Source organism: Okibacterium endophyticum, from assembly GCF_054780075.1.
The window spans coordinates 142,854-155,874 of the sequence record NZ_BAAGXA010000012.1 but is presented as its reverse complement, the minus strand read 5'-3'; the positions used below and the strand labels follow the sequence as shown (position 1 = coordinate 155,874).

The following is a 13,021-nucleotide window of genomic DNA, read 5'->3' as shown; positions in this document are numbered from 1 at the left end:
CATCGTCGAGTCGGGGTGGAGCGGGTAGTGCCTGGATGTCGGGGTTCAGCGAAACGAGGCGGGCCAGATCCCGGATTTGCCGGGCGCGAGGATCCCGTTGGGATCGACGGCGTCTTTGAGCCGTTCGACGAAGCGCAGCAGGGCGCCGTCGCCGAAGTCGAACTTCGATGCGACGTGGTCCATGTTCTGGAGGTTGGTGCGGTAGGGCACGTAGCCGGCGTCGGCGAGGCTGTCGACCATCTGGCCGTATGACCGGAAGACCGCTTCGGTGTCGTCCTTTTCTCGAGGGTCGTAGAAGGTGGTGGAGATGTGCAGCGCATAGCGCCGGCTCAACAGGATGCCGCCCACCGAGAACCTCCCGTGATCGGCGTAGAGGTCGCGCATAAGCTGCTGGAGGCGCACCGCGTCGCTTCCGGTGGCGGTGCCGATCGGCGAGAGGTCGAGGTGTGCCGTGTTCTCGCCGAACGGCAGCATGCGCGGGTCGAGCAGATCCATGTCGGGGATGCCTCGCTGCACTCGTTCGTCGTGGTTCGACGGGCCGTCGTGGTCGGCTCCGGCGAAGTCCTTGCGCACGACATCCGCTCCCTCGACCGACGCGAACGCCTCGGTGATGACGTCGTAGGCGGCGTCGATCAGGGCCGGACGACCGTAGAGCGCGAAGCGGGCGCTCCAGCCGTCGCTTCCCGGAACGATGACGGTGTCGCCGTTCTCGTCGACCTCGAGCCCACGCATGAACATGGGCAGGTTGGTGATGACGCCTTCGAGCATCAGGCTGTGCATCACGTCGACGACGGCGCCGAGACGCTCGAATCCACTGAACCGCACGGAGCACGACGCATAGGTGTGCGGGCGCGGGAGCAGCCACACGCCGACCCGCGTGATGATGCCGAAGTTCGATTGCGTGAACAGCCCTTCGACATCGGGGCCGAAGGCGTGCGGGTAGGTGTGCCAGTTCTCATTGCCCTCGCGCGCGCCGAGTCCGGTGCGCATGACCTCGCCGTTCGCGAGCACGATCTCCATGCCGCAGAGCTGACTCGCGTGGTCGCCGTTGGGTGAGTAGCCGATGCCGTAGTCGAGCGAGTTGCCGACCACGCTCCCCCAGCCGAGGTCGGGGATGGAGGACCACAGCGCGCCGCCGCGCGCCTCGAGCTCGTCGTGCAGGTCGAACCAGCGCACACCCGGTTCGACGACGGCGTAGGCCAGCTGCTCGTTGACCTCGAGCACCTTGTTCATGGCGCGCAGGCTCACGATGACCGAGCCGCGCACGCGGGGAGCCGGGCCGCCGTAGGTGTTGTTGCGTCCCTGCCCGATCGTCCACAGGTGAATGCCGTGCTCGTTCGCGATGCGCACGACGGCCTGCACCTGCTCGGTGGTGGTGGGAAGCACAACGGCGGCGGCGTCGAAGTCGGCGGACTCGCGATAGCTGTACGGATCGCGATACTCCCGAAGCGCATCGGGATTGGTGATGACCGCATCGGCGCCGAGTGCGTCGGCGAAGAGGGCGGTCACCTCGGGGCTGAGGGTGAATGGGCTTGTCACGGATGTGGTCATGGCTGGTTCTTTCGTTCGGGGATCAGCACGATGTCGAAGGTGGCGCGGCTCCAGCTCCCGTCGACCACGCGGCCGTCCGGGGTGTCGGCGGATGCGGGTTGGCGCACGAACTCCTTGATGAGCGACGGCTTGACCCCGAAGACCGAATCGGTCTCGAGGTGCGGGTCGCCTGCGACGAAGATGTGGGTGACGAGGCGGCGGTGACCCTCTGCCGTCACCATGAAGTGGAGGTGCGGAGCGCGCATGGGTGTGCGGCCGGTGAGCTCGAGGAGGCGGCCGACGGGGCCGTCGGCGGGGATGGGGTACGGGGTGGGCGTCACACCCCAGAACCGGTAGCTCCCGTCAGCGGCCGAATAGAGATGGGCGCGGCCGGCCGTGCGGCCGTCGGCGTATTGAACGTCGTAGTGCCCGTCGTCGTCGGCCTCCCACACCTCGATCCTGGCCCCCGCGATCGGCCGGCCGTCCACATCCGTCACCCGGCCCTCGACCCAGCACGGTTCGCCGCTCGCCCCGCCCGCGATGTCGCCGCCGTTCGGGACGAACGGAGCGTCGTCGGCGAAGAAGGGGCCGAACACAGTCGATTCGGTCGCACCGGGCACAAAGGCGTTGTTGACCCCGATCGTGAGCATCGAGATGCCGAGCACGTCTGAGAGCAGGATGAACTCCTGCCTCTTGTCGTCGGTGATGTTCCCGACCTGGGTGAGGAACGCGATCGCCGCGTCCCACTCCTCCTCGGTGAGACTCACCTCTTTCACAAAGGCGTGCAGGTGCTCGGTCAGGGCGGTGAGGATCGTGCGGAGCCGCTCGTCTGGCGTCCCCGCGAAACTCGCGAGGACCTGATCCGTCACGGTGCGGAGTGCACGCTCCTGGTCGTCGCCGTCTGGGCCCGTCATCGGATCCCTCCCGTTCGCCTTTGAATCACGAAAAATCACATCTCGCTTGACATGAGTGTAGCGACTAGATTGTAGTCTTGTACACTGCGGATAGCGGAGCCGACGACGATCCGCCCGATCGAAGGAGATACGGTGGCGACCAGAACCGATGTGGTGATTGCCGGAGCGGGCCCTGTGGGCCTCACCCTCGCTCTCGCACTGGCACGTGACGGCTTCACCGTCACCGTGCTCGAGCGCGACCTCGAGCTGAACATGTCGCCGCGGGCGATGGTCTACCTCCATCCGCTGCTCGGCGATCTCGACGCACTCGGCCTGCTGCCGGACATGCTCGAGCGCGGTGTGCGCGACAGAGAGGGCCTCAACCTGCACGTGCGCGACACCGGGGAGCTCATCTCGGTGCCGAACACCGCTTTGGACGGCGTCGATCCCTACCCGTTCAACGTGAACCTGGGGCAGGGCGAATACTGCCGCATCGTGCTCGATCAGCTCTCGGGCTTCGAGAACGCACACGTGGTGACGGGCGCGGAGGTCGTCGGATTGACCGACACCGATGAGGGCGTGAGCGTCGAGTACAGCCGAGAGGGCGAAGTCCACGTGCTTCAGGCCCGCTTCCTCGTGGGAGCGGACGGCGGGCGCAGTGCCGTGCGCTCCCTCATCGGCGCCACTCTGGAGGGCACCACCTGGAGCGAACGCTTTGTAGCCACGAATGTGCGCTACGACTTCCGGAGCCGCGGCTACCGTTCGTCGAACATGGTGGTCGATCCCGAGATCGGCTGCATCGTCGCCCAGATCACCCCGGACGGCCTGTGGCGCTGCACCTATCAGGAACCGGAGACCCTGCCAGAGGAGACCGTAGCCGATCGCATCCAGAACCATTTCGACCGGCTGCTTGGACCCGGCGCCGAGGTCGAGGTCGTCGACTTCCGCCCGTACCGCATGCACCAGCGTCTCGCGAGCTCGCTGCACGAGGGTCACGTGGTGCTCGCCGGCGACGCCGCGCACCTGACCAACCCCACGGGCGGGCTCGGCCTGACCACCGGTCTCTACGACTGCTTCCTGCTGAGCGAGGCTCTCGGCCTGATACTGCGCGGCTCGGCCGGGCTCGAGCTGCTCGCCCGCTATGCCGCGGAGCGCTCCCGGGTCTTCTCCGAGGTGTCCTCTCCGAACGCAAGCTACTTCAAGACCCTTGTCTATGACACCGCAGACTCCGCCGTCCGTGACCAGCAGCTCCAGCCCTTCCGCGAGGCCGCCAGAACGCTGGAGTCGCAGCGGGCCTTCCTGACCGGCCTCGACCAGGTGCGCTCGCCCTCCTTCGCCGGGGCGACATCGTGACCGCGCGTCCGCACGAGTCCGGCGTGGCTCCGATCACCATCAGGCGCGGCTCGTTCTGGATTCCCGGAGACCCGGTCGTGACCGAGTTCGGAACCCTGCAGCACGCACCCATGCACGTCGAGTGGGAGGCCCCCGTCGAGCGGAGCCACCCGTATCCGCTGGTCCTGGTGCACGGGGGCGGTGGTCAAGCCACCGACTGGAAGCGCACCGCCGACGGCAGGCCCGGTTGGGCCGATCGGTTCGTCGAGGCGGGTTTCGCGGTCTATCTCGTAGACCGTCCCGGCTACGGTCGCTCGCCGCGCCAACCGGCTGCGGCAGCGGGCGCCGTTGGCGTTCCGAGCGGCTACGAGTCGACGATAGGCGTCTTCGCCCCGCCGCCCTTCGCCCCGACACAGACCCAATGGCCGTGGGATCGCTCCCCGGACGGCCCCGAGGTCCAGCAGCTCACAGCCAGCAGCGGATCGCTGCCGGCCGACCTCGCCGCCGCCGACGATCTGGACGGGGAGCGGCTCGCCCAGCTTCTCGACATCACCGGCCCCGCCATCCTGGTCACACACTCGCTCGGGGCGCCGGCAGGCTGGCACGCGGCGAACCGCCGTCCCGGCGTCGTCCGCGCCATCGTCGCCGTCGAGCCGATGGGACCGCCGTTCGTCGAAGTGCCGGGTGTCGGCGCTCTGTCGTGGGGGCTGACCGCGAGCCGGATCCTGACCGAGCCGAAGACGGATGACCCTTCGATCTTGCAGGACGAGAACCGGCGCTGGAGCATCCCCGGCCTGGCAGGGCTGCCCGTCGCCGTGGTCACTGCGCCTGCCTCGCCGCTGTCTGAGGCCGGCGCCTCCATCGTGGGGTTCCTGCGTCGCGGCGGCGCGACGGCCGAGCTGCTGCGACTGCAGGATCACGGAGTCCTCGGGAACGGCCACGGTCCGATGCTCGAGGCGAACTCCGACCGGGCAGTGCGCCCGATCATCGACTGGATCACCGGGAACGGCTGAGGCGACGACATGCGATTCCTCTACGAGTCCCTCCCGCTCAGGGCATTCTTCGGAGCCGGTGAGGCAGGCAGGAACATCGCCACCGCTCTCGGCGAGCTGGCGATCTCCCGGCCCCTCGTCATCACCACCGAACGCGAGAAGCGGCGTGCGCACGACCTTCTCGCCGACCGCCTGGCCCCCGCCGCCGTCTTCACGGCGATACGCCAGCACGTTCCGGCCGAGACGGCGGCTGCCGCTCGGCTCGCAGCCGTCGAATCCGGCGCGGACGGCATCCTTTCGATCGGCGGGGGATCGACCACCGGAACCGCCAAAGCCGTCGCCCTCACCTCCGGCCTGCCTCTTGTGGCCGTGCCGACGACCTACGCCGGCTCTGAGGTGACCCCGGTCTGGGGGATGACCACCGGCCTCCGCAAGGAGACCGGCACCGACATCCGCGTGCTGCCCCGTGCAGTCGTCTACGACCCGGATCTGCTCGCGGAGCTGCCGGACTCGATCGCGGTCGCCTCGGCGTTGAACGCGGTGGCGCACTGTGTGGAGGCCTACTGGACGCCGCGCTCCAACCCGGTGGTGGCTGCCATCGCGACCGAGGGCCTGCAGGGCCTTGCGCGTGGCCTCCGCTCGCGGGGCGACGACGCCGCGATTGCCCGCGAGCAGCTTCTGTACGGCGCGTTCCTCGCCGGGCTGTCGTTCGCCAGCGCCGGATCAGGCCTTCACCACACGATCTGCCACGCCCTGGGCGGAGCCTTCGATCTGCCCCACGCGCCGCTTCACGCCGTTGTGCTCCCTCACGTTGTGGCGTTCAACGCAGAAGCCGCACCGGATGCCGTATCACGAGTGGCTGCAGCGCTGGGCAGCGCCACCGCGAGCGAAGGGCTCGCCGCCCTCTATACGGCCGTGGATGCGCCCCGCACGCTCCGCGAGATCGGCCTGAGGGAAGATCAGATCAACGAGGCGGTCGACGTCGTTGCCGCCCGCCTGCCCATCGCGAATCCGCGAACCGTGACTCCCGAAGACGTCGAGCAGATCGTTCACGCGGCCTTCGGACCATCAAAGGAGTAGATATGACCTCGCTGCACAACAAGATCGCCGTCGTGACGGGAGGCGCCTCCGGCATCGGACGGGGAATCGCCGAGGAGTTCGTCGCGCTCGGCGCCACGGTGATCGTCGCAGACATCGACGGTGATCGCGCCCGTGATGTCGCCTCCGAGATCGGCGCGACCGGAGTGGGCCTCGACGTCTCGGACGGCGACGCGATGACGCAACTCGCGACGTCTGTGGTCGAGCAGCACGGCCGGGTCGACGTCGTCGTCAACAACGCGGGAGTCGGACCCGATGGGCGGATCGCCGACCTCACCCTCGACGACTGGCGGTGGATCATCGACGTGAACCTGTTCGGGGTGATCAACGGCGTGCACGCCTTCCTCCCCTCCCTGCGGTCGAACGCCGACGGCGGCCACATCGTCAACACCGCCTCGATGGCAGCCTTCCTTCCCCTCGAAGGACTCGGTCCGTACGTGGCGTCGAAGATGGGGGTTCTGGGGCTTTCAGAGGTCCTGGCGGCTGAGCTCGAGTCCGAGGGGTCCGACGTCAAGGTCACCGTGATGCTTCCCGGTCCGGTGCGCACCAACATCCGAGAGAGCCTGAAGCACCGCCCAGACGGCCAGGTGGGCAATCTGTCGGACGTCGACCTGGAGGCCTCGGAACAGGCGCAGGGTCTGCGCTGGATCGACCCGCGTGAAGCCGGACGCATCGTGGCACGGGCGGTTCAGAACAACGACTTCCTCGCGCTCACTCACCCCGAGTGGTGGCCCATGCTCGAGGCGCGCCAGGCAGCGACGCGGGCTGCGTTCGACAAATACCCGCCGGGCCTCCCGGCTTGATCGCGGCATGGAGCGGCGAGATCACCGATGGGCGAAATCGCCGAGATGACGGCGGCAGGGCCGTGCGGCCTCACAGTCTGGTGAGCGCCACCCCGTCTTTCGCTGCCTCGCCGATCCGGATGGCCTGACCCAGACGGGAGCGCAGCAGACGAGACACCGTCTTTTTGTCCGCAATCGCCGATGCCACAGGAGAACCGTCGACATGGAGCCGCAGCTGCGCGGCATCCCCGTCCACTCCCAGCTCCGCCTCGATGACATGAGCGCCCGCGGGCAGCGCGTTCACATCCATCGCGGTCATCTCAGAGCCGGTGAGGTCGGTGGCCATCGTCCAGAAGACCCGCCTCCCGGCGAGCCCGAGGCTCCATCCTCCCGCCGGCCCGTCCTGCCACACCCACTGCTCATCGGCGTGATCGCTCCCGATCTTCACCTCGACCCGCAGCCGGAACCCGGTTGCGAGCAATGGCGAAGGGATTCGCGAACCACCGGGGCGAAGCCTCACCGGCTCCCCCTGGGGCGGGGCTGGCCTCATAAGCGCGTACGGAAAGATCTCGCCCGGCCGTTCCATCAGAGGCAGCACGCCGTAGCGGCCGGCCTCGTGCCACCACATATCGACCAGGCGGCGCAGCCGCGCCGGTTCCTCGCCGGCCCGATCGATGCTCTGCGAGAAGTCGTTCCGCAGGTCATAGAGCGACCAGCGATCCTGATCGAGGTCCTGGCTGCCCGTGACGAGGTCCTGTTCCGATTGGGCCGTCCCGGTCACATGGTCGGTGACAGCGATCCAGCCGTCGTGATAGAGCGCCCGAGATCCCATGATCTCGAAGTACTGGGTGCTGCGCGTCGACGTGTCGGCAGACGCGAAGGTCGCGAGAGCGGTCTCACCGTGAATGGCTTGTTGCGTCACGCCGGCGACGGCCTCTGGCTCGGCTATCGACGCGGCATCCAGGATGGTCGACCTGATGTCGATGGCATGGAGGAACTGATCGCGCACCTGTCCGCGTTGCTCCGGGGCGATCCCGCCCGGCCAGCGCGCGATCAGCGGCGCTCGCACACCGCCGAGCCAGGTGAAGTGTTTCCACAGATGGAACGGAGAGTTCGATGCCGCCGTCCAGCCCCACTGATACTGCGGGTAGCTCCTCGGGCCGCCCAGGTCATCGAGCTCGTATACGACATCGTCGGGCTCGTAGCCCACCTTGAAGTCGTGGGCGATATTGACCCTGCCGTCTGGCCCGCCGTCGGGGCTCGCGCCGTTGTCCGACATCACGAGCACCATTGTGTCTTCGGCGTGGCCGGTCGCGTCGAGGTGCGCGAGAAGCCTGCCCAGCTGGGCGTCCGTATGCGTCAGGAAACCGGCATAGACCTCCATCAGCCGTGTGGCCTTCGCCCGCGCGTCGTCGTCGAGACTGTCCCAGGCGGGAATCCACGCCGGCCGCTCCGTGAGTGCGGTGTCAGGCGGAACGATGCCCTCGTCTATCTGGCGTCGCAGATTCTCTGCGCGCAGCTCGTCCCACCCTCGGTCGAACGCGCCACGGTACCCGGCCACCCACTCCTCTGGAACGTGGAGCGGCCAATGGACGGCTCCCGGAGCGAAGTAGAGAAAAAAGGGACGCGTCGGGTCGGAGTTCTCGAGATCCACCAGGTACGAGAGAGCAGCGTCGGTGAGGTCCTCGGTGAGGTGGTACCCCTGCTCCGGCCCTCGCGGCGGCTCGACGAAGGAGTTGTCTCTCACGAGGTCGGGGTGCCACTGACTCGTCTGCCCGCCGAGGAATCCGTAGAAGCGCTCGAAGCCTGCGCCGAGCGGCCACCTGTCGAGTGGACCGGCCGGAGACACCTCGTCGTCGGGCGCGAGGTGCCACTTTCCGACGGCGTAGGTGGCGTAGCCCGCGTCGCGCATCACGCGCGGCAGAAGCGCGGCGTCCTCGGGGATTCGGCTGGTGTAGCCGTCGAACTGCAGTGGAATGTTGGCTAGCATGCCCATCTCGACCGAATGGTGATTGCGTCCGCTCAGCAGGCTCGCGCGTGTCGGCGAGCACAGTGCGGTCACGTGGAAGGAGTTGTACCGCAGTCCCTCGCGCGCGAGCCGATCGATGTTCGGAGTCCGGATCTGCGAGCCGAAACAGCCGAAGTCAGCGAACCCGAGGTCGTCGAACAAAACGACGATGACATTCGGGCGCCCGCCGCTGCTCTCTGAGAGCGGCGCCCGCATCGGCTCGGAATCCGAGAAACGAAGACTCGGAAAGTCCACGGTCCACCTCTCACAGCTCTGTGGTCACGATGCATACGCCACAACGCGGCACCATCTCTCCGCCAGGGTAACATGATACTGAACGTCGTTCAGTGTTCCGTCAGAGGAGATGCAATGGTGCAGCCAAACGTCTTGTGGATTTCGACCCACGACATCAATCCCCATCTCGGCGCCTACTCTGGCCAGTGGCCGGGAGCCGAAGAGGCGATCACACCGAACCTCGACCGACTCGCCGCAGAGGGCGTCAGATATGACCGTGCGTTCGCCGCCGCACCGATCTGTGCACCGTCGCGCTCCGCGATGATGACGGGATGCTTCCCCACGGCGATCGGGGCCATGCACATGCGGACCAAATCGGTGCCGCCACCCGAGGTGCGGCTCCTGCCCGAGTACTTCCGCGAGGCGGGGTACTACACCACAAACAACTTCTTCACCGACTTTCAGGTTCGTGTGCCCGCCACGACTTTCGACGTGTGCGGCCCCGAGGCGCACTGGCGCAACCGCCCAGACACCTCGACCCCGTTCTTCGCGATGTTCCATGGCATGACCACACACGAGTCGCGGCTCTACATCGATGACGACGAGTTTGCAGCACTCACCGCAGACGTCACCGATGAGCAGCGCCGCGACCCCGACGCCGTCCAACTGCCTCCTTATCACCCGGACACACAGGTGTTTCGTCGGACATGGGCGCGGTATCACGAGCTCATCACCCAGATGGACCACTGGGCAGGCGATCTTCTCCGGCAGTTGGAGGAGGACGGCCTTGCCGAGAACACGATAGTCGTGTTCTGGAGCGACCATGGGCAGGGCATGCCGCGCGGAAAGCGCTGGGTCGGTGAAACCGGGCTGAGAGAGCCCCTCATCGTCCGCTGGCCAGGACACCTGCCGGCCGGCTCCGCTCGCCGCGAGCTCGTGCACCTGATGGACCTCGCGCCGACGATGCTCACCGCCTGTGGACTTGACGTGCCAGAGCATATGCACGGCAAACCCCTCTTCACGGGGAACGGGCCCGGCGACGACTGGCACGTCACGGACGGGTGGGACTTCACCTACGGCGGGCGCGACCGCTTCGACGAGCAGGAGGACGTGATCCGCACCGTCCGCGATCGGCGCTTCCGCTACGTGCGGAACTATCACCCTGATCGCTCGCCCATGCAACACTCCTATTACCCGGACTCCAGGGACACCTGGCGCGAGTTCCGGCGCCTCGCTTTCGAAGAGGCCGGGCAGCTCGCGCGCGGGAGGGAGCCCGACCTGCTCAGCCAGGAACAGCGGAGGATCGTCGCGGCGTCCAAACCCCGCGAGGAGCTGTATGACTCCGAGCAGGATCCGTACGAGTCGGTTAATCTCGTGGACGATCCGCGGTATGCGGAGGACCTCGCACGGCTGAGCGCGGCGCTGGATGCGTGGCAGCTCGAGTACGGCGACCTCGGGATGATGCCGGAGTCAGCGCTGCTTCGCAGCTGGCGCCCCGACGGACAGTGGCCCGTCACCGCCGACCCGGTGGTCGAGCACAGCGACGCGACGACCACCATCACGTGTCCGACCGAGGGAGCGGTTCTCGGCTGGACCTACGACGACCCCCGGCCCGTTCGCCCGTGGTCTCCCCTCGCCGATGCCACCGGTGATCCTGAACTGGATGATCGCCACTGGCAGCTGTGGAACGGGCCGTACCGCCCTGAGGCCGGCAGAAGCTTCTGGGTGAGAGCCTGGCGGCTCGGCTACCAGACCAGCAGCGACGTCAGGGTCACACGGCCGTGACCGCGTCCGCCCGGTAGCTGTCCCACAAGCGCTCCAGCACACCGGGGAGGTCGATCGACGGATCGATCAGCCACTGTGCCTGCAACCCGTCCGACAACGCCAGGAATGCGCGCGCAAGCAGATCGGGATCGGCGTGCGACGTGAAGGTCCCCGCTTGCTGTCTGGCGCGGATGTCCTCCATGATTCTGGAGTGCACCACACGGTCGCGCTCCACAAAGTACTCGTGGCAGGGATGCGCGGGGTCGGCGGCAGCAGCAGCCAGCGCGACATACAGCTTCACGAGCCCGGGTACGTCCCTGTTGTGGCGAGCGAACTTGATCACACGCGGATAGTCGTCGAGGTCGCGTTCGGGGAAAAGACGACGATCGACCTCGTCACGCGCCCGGAGCACCTCCACAAGAAGGTTCTCCTTCGTTCCGAAGTGATGGAGGATGCCAGCCTGAGTCAGCCCCGTCGCCTCTGCGATGTCGCGGAGAGAGGTCGCTCCATACCCTTTCTCGGCGATCACCGCGAGAGCGGTCTCGAGAATTAACTCGCGTGCTTGTTTTCCACGCGCGTATGGCCCGCGATGCAATTCCACTCCTCCTCGGGAACTGAGAAACCGAACTCGAACAGAGCGTCGGCGATATCACCCGGAACATCTGGCCGAGATTCCGCAACAGCCTCCGCGCTGCCCGGCAGCTGAAACGGTAGCTTACCAACCGGCGGGATCCGGCCGGTCAGCGCGTCGAGCAGAGCCTCGTCCGAGGTGCCGTACACCGCCACGAGCCCGGCCGCCACCGCGGCAAGCGGAGTGAGCACAGCCGGACGGTCGAGGTGAACGACTGCCAGCACGGGCGCCGAAGCGGCGACTGTCGTGATCTCGTCGATCTCGTCTTCGGTGAACGTCAGTCTGCCCGCGTGGAAACTCGATTCGAGCATGTAGGTGTCGCGCGGGTCGTACGGCGCATCACGCCGGATGAGCGCGAGGTCCGCCTCGGCCGGGGTGGCGACCGGCACGAGTCCCGCGTTCACCAGTGCCACGTCGGAGACCTCGGAGGAGTAGACCCGGGTCAGCGGCGCAAGCGGAAGCGTGATCTGATCGGTATCGAGAGCGAGGACGGTCGCAGACCGGGCCTGCGCGCGATGGCCGGCTTCCACGTACTCGCGGAGCGCGACCTTCTGCTCCGCGGCGTCCTCGTCGACGTAGGGGTCGTCGAACAGGCCAAGCTGGAACTTGACCCGCAGCAGTCGCTGGGCCGACTCGTCGATCCTGGACTCGTCGACCAGCCCGCGCTGCACAAGCGTGACGACCCAGTGTGGATCGAGTTCGCCGCCGAGCTGATCGACTCCGGCGTCGATGATGCGCTTGACCCGCGCGATCTCGTCGAGGTGCTCCACGCCCCACGCTCTCGGAGGCAACGTCTTGTCTCCGATCTGAGACGGGGTCACGAGCCCCCAGTCAGCGCAGACCACACCCTCGAAACCGAGTTCCTCGCGGAGCAATCCGGTGATGATCTGTCGGTTGTAGCCGAACCCGACCTCGTCGATCGGAACGCCGTTGCGCACCAAGCCGACAGGCATGCCGTAATAAGGCATGATGGCCGACACACCTCGTTCGATCACACGGCGGAACGGCTCCAGGTGATACTCGAACATGTCGCCGGGGTATACCTGCTCTCTTCCGTAGGGGAAATGCGGGTCTTCACCGTCTTTCTGCGGTCCGCCACCGGGAAAGTGCTTCGCAATGCATGCGACACTCTGCGAATCGAGCTCGCTCCCCTCGAACCCGTCGAGATAGGCGAGGGCAAGCCGGGAGACGAGGTCCGCCTCCTGACCGAAGGTGCTGTACTGACGGGCCCATCGTGGTTCAGTGGCCAGGTCGATCGTCGGGTGAAGCGCGCCGCGGATGCCGACCGCCGCATACTCGGACCGGGCGATGGAGGCGAATTCACGAACAGTGTCCTCGTCGCCGATGGCGGCAAGGCCAAGGGGCTCCGGCCATGCCGAGAAGTACTCGGCACGGAACGACGCCCCCCAGTTCTCGACGAACGAGTGGCGTGAGTCCGTGTAGATCGTGATCGGGATGCCGTGGGGCGACTGCTCTGCACGTTCCTGCAACGAGTTGATCCATCGCGCCGCTTCGCGCGGCGGGGGAAGCGTGTGCAGGTTCAGGTGCGTGATCTTCCGTTCCGAGATGAGACGCTGCGCGCTGGGACGATGCGGCACGTCCTGTTCGTCGGCCAGCTCTCCCGTCGGAGGTCCGCTCACCGGCGGTTGAAACATGAGCCCGGCCTTCTCCTGGAGCGTCAGACGCCGCACCAGATCGGCAGCGCGCTCATCGACCGACAGACGACGGTCCTCGTACGGATCCATCCTCCCATTGCC

At 67.0% G+C, this 13,021-nt stretch carries 10 protein-coding genes; 5 read left to right on the top strand and 5 right to left on the bottom strand.

Translation table 11 applies throughout. The features are described from left to right. Positions 1–45 precede the first annotated feature (45 nt). The gene (locus ACYVF5_RS14805) at positions 46–1,551 is read right to left on the bottom strand and encodes an FAD-binding oxidoreductase (RefSeq protein WP_460947763.1); all 1,506 of its coding nucleotides are present in this window, start codon (positions 1,549–1,551) and stop codon (positions 46–48) included. Then, positions 1,548–2,444 (bottom strand): dioxygenase family protein, encoded by an 897-nt coding sequence (locus tag ACYVF5_RS14800; RefSeq protein WP_460947761.1) that lies wholly within the window; start codon positions 2,442–2,444, stop codon positions 1,548–1,550. The genes ACYVF5_RS14805 and ACYVF5_RS14800 overlap by 4 nt, the downstream gene beginning before the upstream one ends. 132 nt (positions 2,445–2,576) lie before the next feature. Here ACYVF5_RS14800 and ACYVF5_RS14795 point away from each other — a divergent pair, with 132 nt between their 5' ends. Genes ACYVF5_RS14795 through ACYVF5_RS14780 form a run of 4 tightly spaced genes read left to right on the top strand, consistent with a single transcriptional unit; the run spans position 2,577 to position 6,648 of the window. Next, positions 2,577–3,776 (top strand): FAD-dependent oxidoreductase, encoded by a 1,200-nt coding sequence (locus ACYVF5_RS14795; protein ID WP_460947759.1) that lies wholly within the window; start codon positions 2,577–2,579, stop codon positions 3,774–3,776. Beyond that, positions 3,773–4,768, top strand: coding sequence for an alpha/beta fold hydrolase (locus tag ACYVF5_RS14790; protein WP_460947757.1), 996 nt, complete (start codon positions 3,773–3,775; stop codon positions 4,766–4,768). Before ACYVF5_RS14795 ends, ACYVF5_RS14790 begins: the two co-directional genes overlap by 4 nt. A gap of 9 nt (positions 4,769–4,777) precedes the next feature. Next, positions 4,778–5,827, top strand: a complete 1,050-nt coding sequence (locus ACYVF5_RS14785) for a maleylacetate reductase (RefSeq protein ID WP_460947755.1) — start codon at positions 4,778–4,780, stop codon at positions 5,825–5,827. 2 nt (positions 5,828–5,829) lie between these two features. Beyond that, complete coding sequence (locus tag ACYVF5_RS14780) at positions 5,830–6,648, top strand: SDR family oxidoreductase (RefSeq protein WP_460947753.1); 819 nt, start codon at positions 5,830–5,832, stop codon at positions 6,646–6,648. 70 nt (positions 6,649–6,718) lie between these two features. Here the strand turns inward: ACYVF5_RS14780 and ACYVF5_RS14775 are convergent, their stop codons facing one another. Beyond that, positions 6,719–8,890, bottom strand: a complete 2,172-nt coding sequence (locus ACYVF5_RS14775) for an arylsulfatase (RefSeq protein WP_460947751.1) — start codon at positions 8,888–8,890, stop codon at positions 6,719–6,721. 114 nt (positions 8,891–9,004) lie between these two features. Between ACYVF5_RS14775 and ACYVF5_RS14770 the strand changes: the two genes are divergently transcribed. After that, positions 9,005–10,654, top strand: coding sequence for a sulfatase family protein (locus ACYVF5_RS14770; protein ID WP_460947749.1), 1,650 nt, complete (start codon positions 9,005–9,007; stop codon positions 10,652–10,654). Here ACYVF5_RS14770 and ACYVF5_RS14765 read toward each other — a convergent pair. Both ACYVF5_RS14765 and ACYVF5_RS14760 read right to left on the bottom strand, forming a co-directional pair. Further along, positions 10,641–11,234, bottom strand: a complete 594-nt coding sequence (locus ACYVF5_RS14765; RefSeq protein WP_460947748.1) for a TetR/AcrR family transcriptional regulator — start codon at positions 11,232–11,234, stop codon at positions 10,641–10,643. The genes ACYVF5_RS14770 and ACYVF5_RS14765 overlap by 14 nt on opposite strands. Further along, on the bottom strand, positions 11,183–13,009 hold the full coding sequence (locus tag ACYVF5_RS14760; RefSeq protein ID WP_460947746.1) for a glycoside hydrolase family 3 protein: 1,827 nt from the start codon (positions 13,007–13,009) through the stop codon (positions 11,183–11,185). Before ACYVF5_RS14760 ends, ACYVF5_RS14765 begins: the two co-directional genes overlap by 52 nt. Between the last annotated feature and the right edge of the window lie 12 nt (positions 13,010–13,021).